The sequence below is a fragment of the Arthrobacter sp. MPF02 genome, assembly GCF_046605375.1.
In the GTDB taxonomy this organism is placed as follows: Bacteria; Actinomycetota; Actinomycetes; order Actinomycetales; family Micrococcaceae; genus Arthrobacter.
In genome coordinates this window covers 1847239-1866960 of sequence record NZ_CP176772.1, presented here as the reverse complement: position 1 = coordinate 1866960, position 19722 = coordinate 1847239, and the positions used below count along the sequence as shown (strand labels likewise).

The 19722-nt window shown below is 67.1% G+C and carries 16 protein-coding genes; 6 read left to right on the top strand and 10 right to left on the bottom strand.

Going from position 1 to position 19722, the window contains the following annotated elements:
- Positions 1-2073 carry an acyl-CoA dehydrogenase gene (locus ACLH0K_RS08735; protein ID WP_411376377.1) on the top strand — a complete coding sequence of 691 codons (2073 nt, stop codon included), beginning with the start codon at positions 1-3 and terminating at the stop codon, positions 2071-2073.
- A gap of 96 nt (positions 2074-2169) precedes the next feature.
- Here the strand turns inward: ACLH0K_RS08735 and glgA are convergent, their stop codons facing one another.
- On the bottom strand, positions 2170-3375 hold the full coding sequence (glgA, locus tag ACLH0K_RS08730) for a glycogen synthase (protein WP_411376376.1): 1206 nt from the start codon (positions 3373-3375) through the stop codon (positions 2170-2172).
- Positions 3376-3478: 103 nt separating this feature from the next.
- On the opposite strand from glgA, the gene glgC reads away from it, so the two are divergent.
- Both glgC and ACLH0K_RS08720 read left to right on the top strand, forming a co-directional pair.
- The gene (gene glgC, locus ACLH0K_RS08725) at positions 3479-4888 is read left to right on the top strand and encodes a glucose-1-phosphate adenylyltransferase (protein WP_411376375.1); all 1410 of its coding nucleotides are present in this window, start codon (positions 3479-3481) and stop codon (positions 4886-4888) included.
- A gap of 85 nt (positions 4889-4973) precedes the next feature.
- Positions 4974-6425, top strand: a complete 1452-nt coding sequence (locus ACLH0K_RS08720; RefSeq protein ID WP_411376374.1) for an SDR family NAD(P)-dependent oxidoreductase — start codon at positions 4974-4976, stop codon at positions 6423-6425.
- A 58-nt stretch (positions 6426-6483) separates the two neighbouring features.
- Here the strand turns inward: ACLH0K_RS08720 and ACLH0K_RS08715 are convergent, their stop codons facing one another.
- Genes ACLH0K_RS08715 through ACLH0K_RS08705 form a run of 3 tightly spaced genes read right to left on the bottom strand, consistent with a single transcriptional unit; the run spans position 6484 to position 9875 of the window.
- Positions 6484-7335: a transglutaminase family protein gene (locus ACLH0K_RS08715; RefSeq protein WP_411376373.1), complete on the bottom strand. Its 852-nt coding sequence runs from the start codon at positions 7333-7335 to the stop codon at positions 6484-6486.
- Positions 7332-8258 carry an alpha-E domain-containing protein gene (locus ACLH0K_RS08710; protein ID WP_411376372.1) on the bottom strand — a complete coding sequence of 309 codons (927 nt, stop codon included), beginning with the start codon at positions 8256-8258 and terminating at the stop codon, positions 7332-7334. Before ACLH0K_RS08710 ends, ACLH0K_RS08715 begins: the two co-directional genes overlap by 4 nt.
- 60 nt (positions 8259-8318) lie before the next feature.
- On the bottom strand, positions 8319-9875 hold the full coding sequence (locus ACLH0K_RS08705) for a circularly permuted type 2 ATP-grasp protein (protein WP_411376371.1): 1557 nt from the start codon (positions 9873-9875) through the stop codon (positions 8319-8321).
- Positions 9876-9988: 113 nt separating this feature from the next.
- On the opposite strand from ACLH0K_RS08705, the gene ACLH0K_RS08700 reads away from it, so the two are divergent.
- Positions 9989-11047, top strand: a complete 1059-nt coding sequence (locus tag ACLH0K_RS08700; protein ID WP_411376370.1) for a YeiH family protein — start codon at positions 9989-9991, stop codon at positions 11045-11047.
- Positions 11048-11076: 29 nt separating this feature from the next.
- Positions 11077-13710, top strand: coding sequence for an aminopeptidase N (pepN, locus tag ACLH0K_RS08695; RefSeq protein WP_411376369.1), 2634 nt, complete (start codon positions 11077-11079; stop codon positions 13708-13710).
- An 18-nt stretch (positions 13711-13728) separates the two neighbouring features.
- Here the strand turns inward: pepN and ACLH0K_RS08690 are convergent, their stop codons facing one another.
- The 5 genes from ACLH0K_RS08690 to ACLH0K_RS08670 form a co-directional block, all read right to left on the bottom strand.
- Positions 13729-14832: a biotin/lipoate A/B protein ligase family protein gene (locus tag ACLH0K_RS08690; protein ID WP_411376368.1), complete on the bottom strand. Its 1104-nt coding sequence runs from the start codon at positions 14830-14832 to the stop codon at positions 13729-13731.
- 86 nt (positions 14833-14918) lie between these two features.
- The gene (locus tag ACLH0K_RS08685; RefSeq protein WP_076803010.1) at positions 14919-15176 is read right to left on the bottom strand and encodes a type B 50S ribosomal protein L31; all 258 of its coding nucleotides are present in this window, start codon (positions 15174-15176) and stop codon (positions 14919-14921) included.
- 161 nt (positions 15177-15337) lie between these two features.
- Positions 15338-16147 (bottom strand): TrmH family RNA methyltransferase, encoded by an 810-nt coding sequence (locus ACLH0K_RS08680; RefSeq protein WP_411376367.1) that lies wholly within the window; start codon positions 16145-16147, stop codon positions 15338-15340.
- 7 nt (positions 16148-16154) lie between these two features.
- Positions 16155-16940 carry a sulfite exporter TauE/SafE family protein gene (locus ACLH0K_RS08675; protein ID WP_411376366.1) on the bottom strand — a complete coding sequence of 262 codons (786 nt, stop codon included), beginning with the start codon at positions 16938-16940 and terminating at the stop codon, positions 16155-16157.
- Positions 16941-16955: 15 nt separating this feature from the next.
- Positions 16956-17741, bottom strand: a complete 786-nt coding sequence (locus tag ACLH0K_RS08670; protein WP_411376365.1) for an ABC transporter ATP-binding protein — start codon at positions 17739-17741, stop codon at positions 16956-16958.
- Positions 17742-17888: 147 nt separating this feature from the next.
- On the opposite strand from ACLH0K_RS08670, the gene serB reads away from it, so the two are divergent.
- Positions 17889-18782, top strand: a complete 894-nt coding sequence (gene serB, locus ACLH0K_RS08665) for a phosphoserine phosphatase SerB (protein ID WP_411376364.1) — start codon at positions 17889-17891, stop codon at positions 18780-18782.
- A 69-nt stretch (positions 18783-18851) separates the two neighbouring features.
- Here the strand turns inward: serB and ACLH0K_RS08660 are convergent, their stop codons facing one another.
- On the bottom strand, positions 18852-19616 hold the full coding sequence (locus ACLH0K_RS08660; RefSeq protein WP_411376363.1) for an SDR family oxidoreductase: 765 nt from the start codon (positions 19614-19616) through the stop codon (positions 18852-18854).
- Positions 19617-19722 lie beyond the last annotated feature (106 nt).

The window sequence follows — 19722 nt, the reverse complement described above, 5'->3', positions numbered from 1 at the left end:
ATGACTCAAGTAGTGGATCGCCGCAACGGTAGCGAAAGCGCCCAGCCTGCCGTCAACGTCGAGGCGCTCGGTGAACAACTGCTGGGCAGGTGGGCGTCCGTCCGCCGGCAGGCAAGGGACCTTGCTGCCCGTCCCGAACTGCACAAAACCGAAGGGCTGCCGCACACCGAGCACAGGGCGCGGGTTTCCGGCCAGTTGAAGTACCTGGTGGAAAATGGAGCCGTCCACCGGGCGTTCCCCTCGGCACTGGGCGGCCTGGACGACCACGGCGGCAATATCGCCGGGTTCGAGGAACTCGTTGTGGCTGATCCTTCCCTGCAGATCAAGGCGGGCGTGCAGTGGGGCCTGTTCGGATCGGCCGTGATGCACCTGGGCAATGAGGAACACCACCGCAAATGGCTCCCCGGCATCATGAGCCTGGAGATCCCCGGATGCTTTGCCATGACGGAGACCGGGCACGGCTCGGACGTTGCCAGCATTGCCACCACCGCGACCTACCTGCCGGAAACCGAAGAATTCGTGGTGCACACGCCCTTCCGGGCGGCATGGAAGGACTACATCGGCAACGCGGCCATCGACGGTCTTGCGGCCGTGGTCTTTGCCCAGCTGGTGACCAAGGGGGTCAACCACGGCGTCCATGCCTTCTACGTCGAACTGCGCGACCCCGTCACTGGAAAATTCCTGCCCGGCATCGGCGGCGAGGACGACGGCGTTAAGGGCGGCCTCAACGGCATCGACAACGGCCGCCTCCACTTCACCCACGTGCGCATCCCCCGGACCAACCTGCTGAACCGCTACGGGGACGTCGCCCCTGACGGAACCTACTCCTCCCCCATCCCGAGTCCCGGCCGCCGGTTCTTCACCATGCTGGGCACGCTGGTCCAGGGGCGCGTTTCCCTGGACGGTGCCGCCGTGGCAGCCTCAAAAGTTGCCCTCAAAGCGGCCATCCAGTACGCCGCCGAGCGCCGCCAGTTCAACGCCTCATCCCACACGGACGAGGAAGTACTCCTCGACTACCAGCGCCACCAGCGCCGCCTCTTCACCCGGCTGGCCACCACGTACGCAGCCGGTTTTGCCCACGAGCAGCTCCTGCAGAAATTCGACGACGTTTTCTCCGGTACCGCCGACACCGACGAGGACCGGCAGGACCTGGAAACCCTCGCCGCTGCGCTCAAGCCACTTAGCACCTGGCACGCCCTGGACACCCTGCAGGAATGCCGCGAGGCCTGTGGCGGTGCCGGATTCCTGATCGAAAACCGTTTTGCCTCGCTCCGCGCCGACCTGGACGTCTACGCCACGTTCGAGGGGGACAACACCGTCCTGCTGCAACTGGTGGCCAAGCGCCTCCTCGCCGACTACGCCAAAGAGTTCCGGAGCGTCGATTTCGGCGTCCTGGCGCGGTACGTGGTGGGCCAGGCAACGGGCGCCGCCCTCCACCGCACCGGGCTGCGGCAGGTGGCCCAGTTCATGGCGGACAACGGCTCGGTACAGAAGGCAGCCATCGCCCTGCGCGACGAGGAAAGCCAGCGCGCCTTGCTGACTGACCGCGTGCAGACCATGGTGGCGGAGACGGGCGCCGCCTTGAAAGGCAGCCACAGGCTGTCACAGGAGCAAGGCGCTGCCCTCTTCAACTGCCACCAGAATGAGCTGATCGAGGCCGCCCGGGCGCACGCGGAGCTCCTTCAGTGGGAGGCTTTCACCGAAGCGCTCGCCGGCGTCGCGGACCCTGGAACCAAGAGGGTCCTCACCTGGCTGCGCGACCTCTTCGGCCTGTCGCTGATTGAAAAGAACCTCTCCTGGTACCTCATGAACGGCAGGCTCTCCATGCAGCGCGGCCGCACCGTGGGCGAGTACATCAACCGGCTGCTGGTGAAGATCCGGCCGCACGCACTGGACCTGGTTGGCGCGTTCGGTTACGGGGACGGGCACGTCCGCGCAGCCATCGCGACCGGCGCAGAAAAGGTGCGCCAGGATGAGGCCCGGGCCCATTTCCGGAGCCGGCGCGCCAGCGGCAAGGCGCCGGTGGACGAGAAAGTGCTGCTGGCCAGGGCGGCAGCGGCCCACAGGAACTGAGACGGGCGCCCGGTCCGCCTGCCCGCGGCGGAAACAACGACGGCGCCGCTTCCCTCCCAGGGGAGCGGCGCCGTCGTCGTAGTGCTGTGGGGACGGTCAGCTCGAGGCCGGCAAAACGGAGCGGTACACCTCAAGGGTGGTCTCCGTAATGGATTCCCACGAGAAGTGCTTTTCGGCGCGTTCCCTGCCCGCCTGGCCCATGGCACGGGCACGCTCGGGATCGGAGACCACTTCGGTCAGCGCAGCGGCGAACTCGCTGACGAACTTGTCCGGGTCCAGCGGGGTGCCGGTGCCGTCGGTGACCTGTTCCAGGTCCACCAGCAGGCCCGTCCGGCCGTGCTCCACCACCTCCGGGATGCCGCCCGTGGCGCTTGCCACCACGGCGGCACCGCAGGCCATGGCCTCCAGGTTCACGATGCCGAGGGGCTCGTAGATGGAGGGGCAGGCGAAAGCGGTGGCGTGGCTGAGCACCTGGATCAGTTCGTGGCGCGGCAGCATGCGTTCAATGAGGACGACGCCGGTCCGCCGGCTTTGCAGGTCTTCGATCAGCCGCGCCGTCTCGGCGGCAAGTTCGGGAGTGTCCGCGGCGCCGAGGCAGAGGACCAGCTGGACGTCGTCGGGCAGTTCGGCGGCAGCCCGGAGCAGGTACGGGACACCCTTCTGGCGCGTGTTCCGGCCCACAAAGACCACGCTGGGCCTGGCGGGGTCGATGCCAAGCGAGCGGATGGCGTCGTGGTTTTCGCCACGCTTCCACAACTCGACGTCGATGCCGTTGTGGACCACGCGCACCTTCGCCGGGTCAACGTTGGGGTAGCTGCGCAGGATGTCCTGCCGCATGCCGTCGGACACGGCGATAATGGCGGCGGCAGACTCGTAGGCGGTCTTCTCCACCCAGGACGAGAGGGCGTAGCCGCCGCCCAGCTGCTCGGCCTTCCACGGGCGCAGCGGCTCCAGGCTGTGGGCGCTGAGCACATGCGGAATGCCGTGGAGCAGCGATGCCAGGTGCCCGGCCATATTGGCGTACCAGGTGTGCGAATGGACCAGGTCCGCGCCTTCGACGTCCGGAACGATCCTCAGGTCCACACCGAGCGTCTGCACAGCGGCGTTGGCCGCTCCCAGGTCTTCCGGCACCTGGTAGGACGTCACCGTGGCGCCATGGTAATCGGCGTCGCGCGGAGCCCCGAAAGCACGAACCTGCAGGTCAACATGCTTACTAAGCACCCTGCTTAATTCGGCCACGTGCACCCCGGCACCCCCATAGATCTCCGGCGGGAACTCTTTAGTCACAATGTCTATTCGCACAAGACCCAAGGTAGTCCTTCACGCTTAACTGTTCTAGTGTGAAGGGGTCCGGGCCAACCGGACTGTCTTTGGGGAGTTACGAGGGCGTACAGGAGCGACCATTATGCCGTTGACGAAAAAAGTCCTGGCCATTGTCCTCGCCGGCGGCGAGGGAAACCGATTGATGCCACTGACGGCAGACCGCGCGAAACCGGCAGTGCCCTTCGCCGGAAGTTACCGGCTGATCGACTTCGCCCTGTCCAACCTGGTGAATTCCCGCTACCTCCAGATCGTTGTCCTCACCCAGTACAAGTCCCACAGCCTTGACCGGCACATCTCCGAAACCTGGCGCATGTCCACCCAGCTGGGCAACTACGTAGCCTCGGTTCCGGCACAGCAGCGCGTGGGCAAGAGCTGGTTCCTGGGCAGCGCCAACGCCATCTACCAGTCCCTGAACCTCATCCAAGACGCCAACCCGGACATCGTTGTGGTGGTGGGCGCCGACCACGTCTACCGCATGGACTTCGCCCAGATGGTTGCCCAGCACGTCCACAGCGGCGCCAAGGCCACGGTGGCCGCGGTACGCCAGCCGCTGCACATGGCCAACCAGTTCGGCGTCATCGAGGTGGACCAGAACGATCCGCAGAAAATTGCGGCCTTCGTGGAAAAGCCCGCCTCCACTCCCGGCCTAGCCGCCGACCCGTCCCAGTTCCTCGCCTCGATGGGCAACTACGTGTTCGACGCCGATGCCCTGGTGGCGGCGCTGCACGTGGACGCCGAGCGGCTGGATACCAAGCACGACATGGGCGGCGACATCATTCCCTACTTCGTGAACAAGGGCGAGGCGGGCGTCTACGACTTCACCCTGAACGAGATCCCCGGTTCAACCGAGCGCGACCGCACCTACTGGCGCGACGTCGGCACCATCGATTCCTTCTACGACGCGCACATGGACCTCATCTCTCCGCTGCCCGTGTTCAACCTGTACAACTCCGAATGGCCCATCTACACGCGGCAAAGCATTTCCCCGCCGGCCAAGTTCGTCCGCGGACAGAACAACACCGTGGGCACGGCCCTCGACTCGATCGTTTCCAGCGGCGTGGTGATCAGCGGCGGAATTGTGGAAGGTTCCGTCCTTTCCAATGACGTGTTCGTCGGCACCAGCAGCCGCGTCCTGGACTCGGTCCTGATGGACAAGGTGTACGTCGGCGAAGGAGCCGTCATCAACCGGGCCATCGTGGACAAGAACGTCCGCATCCCTGCAGGTGCCGCAATCGGCCTGGACGCCGACCTGGACCGCGCCCGCGGCTTCAAAGTCACAGAGTCCGGCATCACCGTGCTCTCCAAGGGCCAGGAGGTTCCGGAGCCGGGCGAGGAGGAGCGGCAGCTGTCTGCCAAGAATCTCCACCTCGTGCCGAACGCCGTCAAGGCCGCGGCGGAACAGTACCCGGACGTCCGCGAGTCCGTGGACAAGGTGGCGAGGACCCACGCCGCCGCAGCGGCGGAGGCTTCCCCAGGAGCGCGGCTCCCGTAGCCTTTCCGATTTTGCCCGGCGGGCGGCATCTCCGGATGCCGCCCGCCGGGCTTAAGCCGTGTCCCCGCCCTGTAAAATTGGACTAATGAGCTCCCCCGACCTGACCCCTGAGGAAATCCAGGCCTGCCTCAAGGTCCTGAACACCATCCACGCCTACGACGAGGAGCACCCGGACTATATCTCGGTGCGCCGCGCCACGGGCAAGATGTTCAAGGCCGTCAAGCGGCACCGCCGGGTCACCAAGCGGGACTCTATCGCCGAAGCCGACCGGGCCGTCATCGCGCAGACCGCGACCGCGGCCCCGGACCGGATTGATGACGAGACCCGCGGCAACAAGCTGGCGCCCTCGGCGACCGGGAAAATCGCCGGCCACCTCATCCGGTCCCGGCCGTGCTACATCTGCAAGCAGCACTACACCCAGGTGGACGCTTTCTACCACCAGCTGTGTCCGGACTGCGCCGCCTTCAGCCACAGCAAACGGGATGCCCGGACCGACCTGGCGGGCCGGCGTGCGCTGCTGACCGGCGGCCGCGCCAAAATCGGCATGTACATCGCGCTGCGGCTGCTCCGCGACGGCGCACACACCACCATCACCACCCGGTTCCCCAAGGACGCCGCCCGCCGGTTCGCGGCCATGGAGGACAGCGCAGACTGGCTGCACCGGCTCCGCATCGTGGGCATCGACCTGCGCGACCCCGCCCAGGTGATGGCCCTGACGGACTCGCTCAATGAGGCCGGGCCGCTGGACATCATCATCAACAACGCCGCGCAGACGGTCCGCCGCTCCGGCAACGCCTACAAGCCGCTGGTGGATGCCGAGGACGAACCCCTTCCGGCCGCCCTCGAGCGTGCCCACGGCGGTCCCGAACTGTTGACCTTCGGGCACGCCCATGACAAACACCCCCTGGCACTGGCCGGCAGCGTCACTGAGCATCCGGTCCTCGCCGGGGACGCGATCACGTCACTGGCCCTGTCCACCGGTTCCGCATCGCTGGAGCGCATTGCGTCCGGCACAGCCATCGACGCCGGCGGGCTGGTCCCGGACCTGGCCACGATCAACAGCTGGACCCAGGTTGTGGACCAGGTGGACCCGCTTGAAATGCTCGAAGTCCAGCTTTGCAACGTCACGGCGCCGTTCCTGCTGGTGAGCCGCCTCCGGGACGCCATGAGGCGTTCAACGGCGCGCCGGAAGTACATCGTGAATGTTTCGGCCATGGAAGGCCAGTTCTCCCGCGCCTACAAGGGCCCCGGCCATCCGCACACCAACATGGCCAAGGCCGCGTTGAACATGATGACGCGGACCAGCGCGCAGGAGATGCTGGAGACGGACGGCATCCTGATGACCGCCGTGGACACAGGCTGGATCACCGACGAGCGGCCGCACTACACCAAGATCCGGCTGATGGAGGAAGGCTTCCACGCGCCCCTTGACCTGGTGGACGGCGCCGCCCGGGTCTACGATCCCATCGTCATGGGCGAGAAGGGCGAGGACCAGTACGGGGTATTCCTCAAGGACTACAAACCCAGCCCCTGGTAGCGGTAAGCCACCGAGGAGGTCATGGTCACCGCGAGGCTGTACCTGCCAGCCGGGCTGCTCAGGCCAGCTGCGTAATCTCCACGCTCACGGAGAGCGCCGATCCGCCGCCCCCGGACAGGATCCCCTTGAGCGGGGACACGTCCCGGTAGTCCCGGCCCCGGGCCACCGTGACGTGGAAGTCCCCCGCGGGCTTGTGGTTGGTGGGGTCCCAGCTGCGCCATTCGCCGTCCCACCACTCAAGCCAGGCGTGGGACTGGCCGGCCACCGTCTCGCCGATGCCGGCGCTTGAGCGCGGGTGCAGGTAGCCGGAGACGTAGCGCGCCGGGATGCCGCAGCTGCGGAGGGCACCGATGGCCAGGTGGGCCAGGTCCTGGCAGACGCCCTGGCGCTGGCTCCAGGCTTCCTCTGCGTTGGTGGTGACGCCGGTGGACCCGGACATGTAGGTCATCTCGCCCCGCATCCAGGCGAAGACTGCCATGGCGGCCTCGTGCGGGTTCTTCCCGGCGACAACTTCCGGGATGATGCCCAGCACTTCATCGCCCGGACCACTGAGCCGGGACTGGGGCAGCCAGTCACTGAACGTGTTCAGCGTTTCGGGGGACGCGAGGATGTCCCAGCCCACAATGTCGGCCTCGGACGGGATCTTTTCCGCCCGGTGCACTTCCACGGTGATGTTGGAGACCACTTCAAGGTGGTCGTGCGGCATCTGCATGTCGAAGGCAGTGACCCTGGTGCCCCAGTAGTCGCGGTAGGTGCTGACGGCCGCCTGCGACGGCGACACCTTGACCACGGACTCCAGCACCACCTGCTGCGAATCCGTCAGCGGCGTCATCCTCGCCTCGTTGTAGGACAGCGTGACGCGCTTGTTGTATTTGTAGGCCGTCGTGTGGACGATGCTCAGCCGGGTCATGAAACTTCTCCCACCCAGGCCAGCTCATCCGCCTGATTGAAGTACTTACGGGAAATCGCATCCGAGGCCTGGGCCACTGCTTTCTGCACGCGTTCCATGTGCTCGGGCAGCTCCGACATCAGGTCGTCCGTGCGGTGGAACTCAAGGAAGGTGCGTGCCTGGCCAACAATCCGGCGGGCGTCGTTGATGAAGCCCACCCGCTGCGCGGAGGGGTCCAGCTTGGCCAGGCATTCGTCCGCGTCGCGCAGTGCGTAGACGATCGAGCGGGGGAAGAGGCGGTCCAGCAGCAGGAACTCGGCTGCGTGCTGGTCGCCGAACGCGGCACGGCGGGTGCGCAGGAAAGACTCGTAGGCGCCGGCGCAGCGCAGCATGTTCACCCAGGACATGCCGGCGGACAGGACGTCCCGGGTGGACAGCATGCGCGCCGTCATGTCGGCGCGCTCCAGCGACCGGCCCAGCACCAGGAACAGCCAGCTTTCGTCGTGGCTCACCGTGGTGTCCGCCAGGCCGCTGACCATGGCGGTGCGCTCGAGCGTCCAGTTGCAGAACCGGTAGGTGCCCACCACGTCCTTGCGGTGCTGGCTCAGCCCGTAGTAGGTGGTGTTCAGGCTTTCCCATAGTCCCGAGGACACCGTTTCGCGGGCCCGGCGGGCGTTCTCGCGGGCAGCACCGAGGGAACCGGCGATGGACGTGGCGCTGGTCTTGTCGTAGGCCAGGGCATGCAGCAGTTCGGGAAGTCCGAAATCCTCGTTCTGCGGGCGGGCGCCCATCACGGCCAGGAGCTCCTGGGCAACGCTCTTGCGTTCCTCCATGGGCAGGTGGTTCAACCGCTCCAGGTGGACGTCGAGGATACGGGCGGTGCCGTCGGCCCGTTCGACATAACGGCCGATCCAGAACAGGGATTCGGCTATACGGCTAAGCATTCGCGGCTACCTCCAGCGGGCCCGAAAAATGACAGGACAGATGTTCGACGGCGGCGCGGCTCACTGCTGCTGCTCCGACTGGCGGTCGCGCCAGTTGCTCTCCACGGGCCACACGGATACCCGCTCCCGCACGGCGATGGACGGCCGGGGCACGCTTTCCACCGGCATCTGCGGCGAGTCGGCCAGGACCCAGGTGTCCTTGGAGCCGCCGCCCTGGCTGGAGTTCACGATCAGCGAGCCTTCCTTCAGCGCCACCCGGGTCAGGCCGCCGGGAAGCACCCAGACGTTGTCGCCGTCGTTCACCGCGAAGGGGCGAAGGTCCACGTGCCGCGGACCGAACTTGTCGCCGCTCAGGGTGGGCACCGTGGAAAGCTGCAGCACGGGCTGGGCGATCCAGCCGCGGGGGTCCGAGATGATCCGCTGCCGCAGCGCGCCCAGTTCGTCCCTGGAGGCGTCGGGGCCGATGACCAGGCCCTTGCCGCCGGAGCCGTCCACCGGCTTGACCACGAGGTCCGCCAGGTTGTCCAGGGTGTACTCCCGGGCTTCCTGCTCTTCCAGGCGGTACGTGTCCACGTTCGCGATGACCGGCTCCTCGCCGAGGTAGTACCGGATGAGGTCCGGAACGTAGCTGTAGACAAGCTTGTCGTCCGCGACGCCGTTGCCGACGGCGTTGGCGATGGTGACGCCGCCGGCGCGGGCGGCGTTGACCAGGCCCGGGCAGCCCAGCATGGAGTCGGCGCGGAACTGCAGCGGGTCCAGGAAGTCGTCGTCGATGCGCTTGTAAATGACGTCCACGCGCTGCTCGCCCGCGGTGGTGCGCATGTAGACGCGGTTGCCGCGGCAGATGAGGTCACGGCCCTCCACCAGTTCCACACCCATTAGGCCGGCCAGCAGCGTGTGCTCGAAGTAGGCGCTGTTGAAGACGCCGGGAGTGAGGACGACGACGGTGGGATCGTCCACGCCGGCAGGCGCCGTTTTGCGCAGGGCCGAGAGCAGCCGGCGGGGGTACTCCTCCACCGGCCGGATGAGCTGCTGGCCGAAAGCCTCCGGCAGGCCCTTGGCCATGGCGCGGCGGTTTTCCAGCACGTAGCTCACGCCGGAGGGGACGCGGACGTTGTCCTCCAGCACGCGGAACGTTCCGGCAGCATCACGGACCACGTCGATGCCGGAAATGTGTACCCGGACGCCGCCGGCCGGTTCGAACCCGTGGACCTGGCGGTGGAAGTGTGCGCTGGTGGTCACCAGCTGCCGGGGAATCACGCCGTCGGACACCACGGTCATCTTGTCGTACACGTCGTTGAGGAAAGCTTCGAGGGCACGGACCCGCTGGGCGACGCCGCGCTCCAGCACGTCCCATTCAGCAGCCGGGATTACGCGGGGAACGATGTCCAGCGGGAACGGGCGTTCTTCCCCGGCGAAGTCGAAGGTCACGCCGCGGTCCAGGAAGGTGCGGGCCATCGAGTCGGCGCGCGCGCTGACGTCGGCGAGCGAGAGCTTGCGAAGGGCGTCCGCCACCTGCCCGTAGGAGTCCCTGGCCTGCTGCCCGGGGGCGAACATCTCGTCGTAGGCTCCGGTGCGGCCGGCGGCCGCGGAGTAATCCTGGAATAGGTCTGGCATGCCCAATAGCCAACCATCTTTTTGTTTCGAATTCATAAACCGCGCGCCGATGTGGCGTGTTGGCGATGCCCGCGGGTTCGCTGTTTCCGGGCCTGATCCGGCACAGTAGGTTGGTGCCCGTCAGCAGAAGCCAGCCAGCGCCCGGGGAAGGCCGTCCCGGTGCCGGACGGCTGCTGCCCGGCCTGGCCACCGCCGCACTGGCCCTGGCGGCCGCGTTCCTGGTCCACTGGCTGGTTCCGGTCCTGCCGGCAATGACCCTCGCCGTGGTGCTCGGCGTCCTGGCCGCCAACGTGCCCGGAGCCGGTGCCTGGACGGCAGGGCGGGCCAGGCCGGGACTGGACTTCGCAGGCAAGCACCTCATGCGCGGAGGGATCGTGCTGCTTGGCCTGAAGGTGAGCATCATGGACGTCCTGGGGCTGGGCTGGCTGGCGCTGGTCCTCATCACGGCAGTGGTGGTGGCCAGCTTCGGCGGCACCTACCTGATAGCCCGGCTCTTCCGGCTGCCCCCGGTGACATCGCTGCTGGTTGCCACCGGATTCTCGATCTGCGGCGCATCCGCCATCGGGGCAGTGGCGGCCGTCCGGCGGATCCGGCATACCGACACGGTCCTTCCGGTGGCGCTCGTGACACTGTGCGGGACCCTGGCCATCGGTGTCCTGCCGCTGCTGGTGCATCCCCTGCAGCTGACCGCCCCCGTGTTCGGTGCGTGGACGGGCGCGTCCGTGCATGATGTCGGCCAAGTGGTGGCCACGGCGCAAACCGCAGGGACGGCAGCGCTGGGCATCGCCGTCGTCGTCAAGCTCACGCGGGTGCTGCTGCTGGCGCCGGTGGCGGCCCTGGCAGGCACGCACCACCGGTTCTCTGCCCGGCCGGAAACCGGAACGGGTGCAGATGCGGATGCAGGCAAGCTGCCGCCGGTAGTGCCGCTCTTCGTCCTGGGGTTCGTGGCCATGGTGGGCCTGCGCTCCATTGGGTGGCTGTCGGAGGACTGGCTTGAAGCCGGGGCAGTGCTGCAGGACGTCCTGCTGGGCGCTGCCCTGTTCGGGCTGGGTTCCGCGGTGCGGATCCGGACCCTGCTGCTGACCGGCGGGCGGGCGCTGCTGGCGGCCCTGGCAGCCTGGCTGCTGATTGCGGTCCTGGGGCTCGCGGCCGCCCTGCTGATCGCCGGGTGAGCGGCCGGGCACCGTGATTAGATAGCTGGGTGTCGAATGAGAATCTGCGGCGGGACGAAGCCGCCGGACGTTCCGCCCTGATCACCACCACCAGCTACGATGTTTCGCTGGACGTGCGGCAGGCAGCGGACCCGGACGTGCCGGGCTACACCACCCGCAGCGTCATCAACTTCACCGCGGCCGAGCCGGGCGCATCCACGTTCCTGGACTTCATCGGCAGCAGCGTGCACAGCGTGTTCCTCAACGGCAAGGGCCTGCGGACGGAGGATGTTGTGGACGGGTCCCGGATCCGGCTGGACAACCTGCAGGCGGAGAACCAGGTCACCGTCACCGGCACGGCACTGTACAGCCGCTCCGGCGAGGGCATGCACCGGTTCTTCGACCCCGCCGACGGACAGTGCTACCTCTACACCCAGTACGAACCTGCCGACGCCCGCCGCGTCTTCGCCAACTTCGAACAGCCCGACCTCAAGGCTGTGTTCACCTTCCACGTGATGGCGCCGGCTGAATGGCAGGTGGCCTCCAACGGGGTGGAAACAGCCCGGACCCTGCTCACCAGCGACCCCGCCACGGCGCGCTGGGACTTCGCGCCCACCGAACCCATGTCCACCTACATCACCTCCATCCTGGCGGGCCCGTATTTCAAGGCGGAGGACCGGTGGCAGGCAACGCTCGACGACGGCACGCACCTTGATGTCCCGCTGGCCCTTTACTGCCGGGGATCCATGGCGGAATCCTTTGACCCGGACGAGCTGTTCCGGCTGACGAAGAACGGGCTGGATTTCTTCAACCGGCTGTTCGCCTTCCCGTATCCCTGGGGCAAGTACGACCAGGCCTTCGTGCCCGAGTACAACCTGGGCGCGATGGAGAACCCCGGCCTGGTCACCTTCACCGAAAGCTACGTGTTCACGTCCCGCGCCACGGACGCGCAGTACCAGGGCCGCGCGAACACGCTGATGCACGAGATGGCGCACATGTGGTTCGGCGACCTGGTGACCATGCAGTGGTGGGACGACCTGTGGCTGAAGGAATCGTTCGCCGACTACATGGGCACACTGGGCGTGGACCGGGCCACGGACTGGGACTCTGCGTGGGTCAGCTTCGCCAACAAGCGCAAGGCCTGGGCGTACGTCCAGGACCAGCTGCCAACCACGCATCCGATCGTGGCGGACATTCCGGACCTGGAAGCGGCCAAGCAGAACTTCGACGGCATCACCTATGCCAAGGGCGCGTCAGTGCTGAAGCAGCTGGTCGCGTACGTGGGCTTCGACGCTTTCGTTGCCGGTTCCCGCGAATACTTCCGCCAGCACGCGTACGGCAACACAACGCTGTCGGACCTGCTGGCGGCCCTCGGCGCCGCCTCCGGACGGGACCTCGCGGGCTGGGCCCGGCAATGGCTGCAGACCTCCGGGATCTCCACCCTCTCCCTGCAGCTGGCGGAGGTGGAGGGGAACGACGACGGCGCGCTGGGCCTGGTGACGATCGTCCAGGAAGCCGTGGACCCGGTTACGGGACGTTCCGAGCCGCGGCCGCACCGGCTCCGGCTGGGGCTGTACGGCTTCGACGAATCCGGTGCACTGGTCCGCACCGACAGCCTGGAAACCGATATCGCAGGGGACTCGACGCCCGTGCCGGAACTGGCCGGAAGGCCCCGGCCCGCGCTGCTGCTCCTCAACGACGACGACCTGGCCTACGCCAAGGTGCGCCTGGACCCGGTGTCACTCGCGACGGTGCTGGAGTCGCTGGACAGGCTTTCCGATCCCATGGCCCGGGCGCTCTGCTGGACGGCGTTATGGAACGCGACCAGGGACGGCGAAAGTCCGGCGGCGCGCTATGTGGATGCGGTGGCATCCTTCGGTCCCGGTGAAAGCGGGATAGGCGTGCTGCTGAACGTGCTTGAGAACGCCTGCACCGCCGTCGAACGCTATACTCCCCCGGCGGCCCGGCAGGCCGTGCGCTCCGCCTTCCTGGCAGCGGTGGAAGCTGAACTTGACCGGGCGGAGCCGGGGTCGGACCACCAGCTCGCCTGGGCGCGCACCCTCGCAACCCTCAGCAGGCAGGATGCTGCCCTGCTTCCCCGGCTGCGCGGCCTGCTGGACGGCACAGCGCCCGTGCAGGGCCTGGCGGTGGATGCGGAGCTGCGCTGGCATTTTTGGCATGCGCTGGCGGCGCACGGACAGGCTGCCCTTGCCGAGCTCGATGCCGAACTGGCACGCGACACAACTGCCTCGGGGCGCGCCGGGCATGCGACGGCGGCCGCCGCACGGCCGGATCCGGCTGTCAAGGCTGCGGCGTGGCAGGAAGCCGTGCACGGGCAGACGCTGTCCAATCAGCTGCTCAGCGCAACGATCAGCGGGTTCAACACTGCGCCGGCGGAACTGCTGGCGCAGTACGTCGAACCCTACTTCGGGTGTTTGCGGGATGTCTGGGAGAGCCGAAGCATCGAGATCGCCGGCCGCATTGTCCGCGGCCTGTTCCCCCTGGACCAGGACCTGGCGGACGGGATGGAGCCGGCCGGACACCCCGTGGTACGCCGGACGGACGAATGGCTGGCGGCCAATCCCCGCGCTCCGCGCGCACTCCGCCGGATCATCGTGGAGCAGCGCAGCCACCTGCTGCGGGCACTCACGGCGCAGGCCGCCGTCGTGGTTTCCCCCGCCTGAACCGCGCTGCACGGGATGTCACGGCACCCGGTGGAGCCACTCCTCCGTGCCGAACTTGGTGGCAACACGCTCCCGGGCTGCCGCCAGTTCGTCCCCGGTCAGCGCTGACGCGGTGGCACCGTACCGCTCGGTGAACACGTCCATCATCGCCCTGATGATCTCCGTGCGGGCGAGGCCGGTCTGACGGCGGAGCGGGTCCACCCGCTTCCTGGCACTGCGCGTGCCCTTGTCGGACAGCTTCTCCTTGCCGATCCGCAGGACTTCCACCATTTTGTCGGCGTCGATGTCGTAGCTCATGGTGACGTGGTGCAGCATTCCGCCGTTCGCCAGCCGCTTTTGCGCCGCGCCGCCGATCTTGCCCTGGTCCGTGGCGATGTCGTTGAGCGGGACGTAGAAGGCAGTGATGCCAAGCTTTTCCAGTGCTGCCATCACCCAGGCGTCAAGGAACGGGTAGGAATCGGCGAAGCTGAGGCCGTCCACCAGCGTCTGCGGAAGGTACAGCGAGTAGGTGATGCAGTTCCCGGCTTCCATGAACATCGCTCCCCCGCCGCTGATGCGCCGGACCACCTTGACGCCGTGCTTTGACACTCCATGCGGGTCCACCTCGTTCCGCACGGACTGGAAGCTCCCAATGACTACGGACGGCTCCTCCCAGTCCCAGAACCGAAGGGTGGGGTTCCGGCGGCCGGCACCCACCTCTTCCGTGAGGACCTCATCCAGCGCGACGTTGATCTCGGTGGGCAGGACGGTGGGACCGATGATGTTCCAGTGGTGGTCCGCCCAGGAGGTGGCTTTGGCCAGCGCGCGGCGGACGGTGACGGCCACAGCCTCCGGTGAGAATCCGAACAGGGCGGCGTCCGCCGGAAGGGCGGCTGTCACTGCCGCCGCAAGATCGGCGGCGGTGGTTGATTCCGGCATGCCGCTCAGGGCGCGGTTGATGTCCAGCAGGGCTTCGTCCGGTTCGAGGAAGAAGTCACCGCTGATGGAGACGCCGGCGAGCTGCCCGTCCATGACGGTGAGGTCCGCCACCACCAGCTTCCCGCCCGGGACCTTGTACTCGCCGTGCAGGCGCTGGTTCGAGGAGGGACTGTTGTCAGCATGCTGGATGGCCATGCGTCCCATCCTCCCCCACACTAGGGCCGGGCGTTAAAAGCGGAAGGCCCGCACCGTTTCCGGTGCGGGCCTTCCTGGTAAGCCTGGGGCAGGAATTACTTCTTGCCGCCGAAGCCCTTGAAGCGAGCGTTGAAGCGCTCGACACGGCCGGCGGAGTCCATGATGCGCTGCTTGCCCGTGTAGAACGGGTGGGACTCGGAGGAGATTTCGACATCGATAACCGGGTAGGTGTTGCCGTCTTCCCACTCGATGGTCTTCGAGGAAGACACGGTGGAGCGGGTCAGGAACTTCGTGCCGGAAGCCAGGTCGTTGAAAACAACAGCTTCGTACTTCGGGTGGATCTCAGACTTCATAATTGGACCTTTGTTCGCGCAGCTGGATTTTGCCAGCTGCCAGGTATGAATGGGATGGTCCGTTCCGCGCAGTCAGGGCAGGACGGCCAGCTATTAATCATAGCCGATACGGAGAGGGCTGGCGAACCGGGGGTCCTGCACTCTTTCCCTGCCCGGAGCGTTTAGTTTCGCGCGCGGAGTTCCCAGAAAGCCACGGCTGACGCCGCGGCGACGTTGAGCGAATCCACGCCGCTGCGCATGGGGATTTTGACGGCGAGGTCGACGGCGGCAAGGGTCTCCGCGCTCATGCCGGCGCCTTCGGTGCCGAGCACCAGGGCGAGTTTCTCCGGATTGCGGGCTGCCACCGCATCCACGTCCTGGGCGTCTTCGGTCAGCTCCAGGGCAGCGACGGTGAAGCCCTGGTCCTTCAGCACCTGAAGGTCCTGCGGCCAGCTGTCCAGGCGCGCCCACGGGACCTGGAAGACCGTGCCCATGCTGACCCGGACGCTCCGCCGGTACAGGGGGTCGCCGCACCTGGGCGAAACCAGGACGGCGTCAATGTCCAGGGCGGCGGCGCTCCGGAAGATGGCACCCACGTTGGTATGGTCCACGATGTCTTCCAGCACGGCCACCCGCCGGGCGCCGGCCAGCAGTCCGGGCAGGGGCACGGGCGCGGGGCGCTGCATGGCCGCCATGGCGCCCCGGTGCAGGTGGAAGCCGGTGATTTCCTCGAGCAGGGCGGCCTTCCCCACAAAGACCGGAATGTCCGGATGCTCCTGGAACACGTCGCCGAGGTCTGCAAGCCATTTCTCGGCCAGGAAAAACGACCGGGGCTGGTGCCCGGCCGCAAGGGCGCGGCGGAGCACCCGGGACGATTCGGCGATGTACATCCCTTCCGCCGGCTCCCGGAGCTTGCGGAGGTGGACGTCGGTGAGCCGCGTGTAGTCGGACACCCGCGGATCGTCCGCGGAGTCGAGGTAGTGGATTGTCACCGGGTGATTATCGCAGCAGATCCGGGACCATGAAGCCCAGGGCCACCAGCCCCAGGACCAGGATCACTGACCGGAGGACTATGGGCGACAGCCGGCGGCCCACCTTGGCTCCCAGGAACCCGCCGATGCTGGAGCTGATCGCGATCAGCAACACCACCAGCCAGTTGATCCGGTCGAATGCGAACAGCATGTAGGACACCGCTGCCACCAGGTTCACGCCCAGGACCAGGATGTTCTTCATGGCGTTGGCATTCTGGATGGTGCCCGTGAGGAAGACGCCCAGGATGCCCACCAGCAGGATGCCCTGGGCGGCAACGAAGTATCCGCCGTAGACCCCGGCAAGATACACCAGCACCACCAGGAGGATCCCGTGGCGTTTGTCGCGCACGGCGTGCTCCGGATTTTCCTCGCGGTTCCGGACCCACGCCTGCAGCCGGGGCTGGAACACCACCATCAGGAGGGCCAGGACAATGAGGACGGGGGCGGCATAGTGGAAGACTTCCTCCGGCAGGTGCAGCAGCAGCCACGCGCCCGAGATCCCCCCGAGGAGCGAGGCCGGCAGGAGCCGGAGCAGCTGCCGTCCGCGGCCTTTCAGCTCCCTGCGGTACCCGAAGGCCCCCGCGGCGCCGCCTGCCACGAGTCCCATGGCGTTGCTCATGGATGCGACGACGGGAGTGATGCCCAGCGCGATAAGCACCGGGAAGGTCACCAGCGTGCCGGAACCAACCACCGCGTTGATGGTGCCGGCCCACAAGCCGGCGACGGACACGAAAATACTGCCGAGCAGGTCCAAGGTAGCGGGTGCCGCCTAGCGGCGGGCGATGGCGGAGTAACGGCCGGCGTTCTCCGTGACGTCCAGGGGCAGGCCGAACGTGGCGCTGAGGTGCTCATCGGTGAGGACCTCGGCGATGGGGCCGGCCGCCACCACGCCCCCGTCACGCAGCAGCATGGCGTGGGTGAATCCCGGCGGGACTTCCTCCAGGTGGTGGGTCACCAGCACCATGGCCGGCGCCGCTTCGTCGCTGGCAAGTTCGCCAAGCTTGTGGACGAGCTCCTCGCGGCCGCCGAGGTCAAGGCCGGCAGCGGGTTCATCCAGCAGCAGCAGTTCGGGATCGGTCATCAGGGCGCGTGCGATCTGGACGCGCTTGCGTTCGCCTTCGGACAGGGTGGCGAAGGTCCGGTTCAGCAACGGACCCATCCCCCAGTCGTCCAGCAGGCGGAAAGCCCGGCGCTCGTCGTCGCGCTCGTAGCCTTCACGCCAGCGCCCGGTCACCCCGTACGCGGCGGTGACCACCACGTTCAGGACGTTCTCGTGCTCAGGAATCTGGGTGGCCAGGGCTGCCGAGGAGAGGCCGATGCGCGGACGGAGTTCGAAGACGTCCACACGTCCCAGGGTCTCGTCGAGGATGCCGGCCGTCCCGCTGCTCGGGTGCAGGCGCGCGGCTGCGATCTGGAGGAGGGTGGTCTTGCCGGCACCGTTGGGGCCCAGGATGACCCAGCGTTCGCCCTCATTGACTTCCCAGTCGATCTTGTCCAGCAGGGTCTTCTTACCTCGGACAACGCTGACGGAAGACAATTCCAGAACATCACTCATAGGAGTAGACACTAGGACAAAAAAGAGGCGGACTGATAACCGGTGCCAGGGCGCCGAAACGCCCGGTTTGCCGGGGTCGCCGGGGCATTACCGGCCGGGGCGCAATCAATTCAGGGGACGGTGCCGGCGCTCGATAAGATTGCACGCATGACTTCGAACGTGACTGCGGTCAGCTACGGCCAGAATATGACTCCAAACGGGCTGGAGCAGCTGCGTTCCGTCCTCGCCGCCCACGGCGCCCGGGTCATGTCCGAAAACAGCGGCGGCGACGACCGCTACCAGGTCCATGTGGCAAATCTCACGCTTCCCGATGCCACCGCGGCCGGACTGGCGGCGCTGCGGCGCGCCGTCGCGGACTCCGTCTTGGAGGGGCAGGACACCGCACTGGTACCCGCCGGCCTGCGCGCCGCTGACCGCAAGCTGCTGATCATGGATGTGGATTCCACCCTGATCCAGCAGGAAGTCATCGAGCTCCTCGCCGCCTACGCGGGCAAGCGCGAAGAGGTGGCTGCCGTCACCGAAGCCGCCATGCGCGGGGAACTGGACTTCACCCAGAGCCTGCATGCCCGGGTAGCGGTCCTCGCGGGGCTGCCCGCCGACGTCGTCCATTCCGTCCGGCAGGAAGTGAAGCTCAGCGAAGGGGCCGCGGAGCTGGTGGCGGCGTTCAAGGCGGCAGGGCACGTGGTGGCCGTCGTGTCCGGCGGGTTCAACCAGATCCTGGAACCCATCGCAGATGACCTGGGCTTGGACTACTGGCAGGCCAATGAACTGGAGATTGTCGACGGCGCCCTCACGGGCAGGGTGCTGGGTGCCGTGGTGGACCGGGCGGCCAAGGAGAAGTACCTGCGTGAATGGGCTGCCGCCGAAGGCATCGCCCTGGAGCACACCGTGGCCGTGGGCGACGGCGCGAATGACCTGGACATGCTGGGCGCGGCCGGCATCGGCGTCGCTTTCAACGCCAAGCCCGCCGTCCGGGCGGTGGCCGACGCCGCGGTGAACATGCCGTACCTCGACGCCGTCCGCCACATCGCCGGGGTCTGACAAACCTTAACCGCGAATGGGCCCACCCGCAGGATCACCTGCGAAGCGGGCCCATTGTCATACCAAATCCTAGCTTGCAGGCTGGCCGGCGCCCTTGCCGAAGTAGTCCGCTCCCCCGGCGTACTCGGTGTGGCCGGACTCAACGTCGGCCGTGGCCATGCTTGCGACAACCTGGGCAAACTCCTCGACGGAGTACAGCTTGCCGGCCTCGGCACGGCGGGCCTCGATGGCACCGGGTGCGGAGCGGTCCAGCAGCGTGGCCGTGACAGTGCCCTCGATCATGTCGCCCGAGACAACCACCAGGGTGATGCCCTTCTCGGCGAGGTTGGGGATGAGTTCACGCAGGGCGTCCTCACCGGCACGCTTGCTGCGGGCCACGGGCTCGTAAGCCTCCATGGTGGGCACGGTGTTGATGAAGTGCGCCTGGTGGCTGGTGACGAAGACCACGCGGGACCCCTCCTTCATCAGCGGCACAGCGGCGTTGAGCATGTTCACCTGGGCGTCGCGGTTGAGCCGGAGGGCATAATCCTCGCCCATCCCGGTTTCCATGCCGCCGGAGGCGTTCAGGACCAGGATGTCCAGGGAACCAAAGTTTTCCATGGCGGCGGAGGCCAGGGCCTGGACGCCTTCCTGGCTGGTGAGGTCCGCCCCTACGGCCACGGCGCGGCCGCCGGCAGCTTCAATGCCCTGGACCACCTTGTTGGCGCGGGGCGCCTTCTGGCGGTAGTTGACCACGACGGCGGCGCCCTCGCTTGCGAGGATCTTGGCTACGTCAGCGCCGATCCCCCGCGATGAACCGGTAACGATGGCGGTCTTGTTGTCCAGCAGTCCCATACGGGCTCCTTTTGTTTGATACGTCTAAGTCCTGAAGGCCTGCAGTCCATCATGCCAGCGGCTGTTGCCGAATCCGTTGTCCGGGTCCGACAAAGGACTGCAGGCC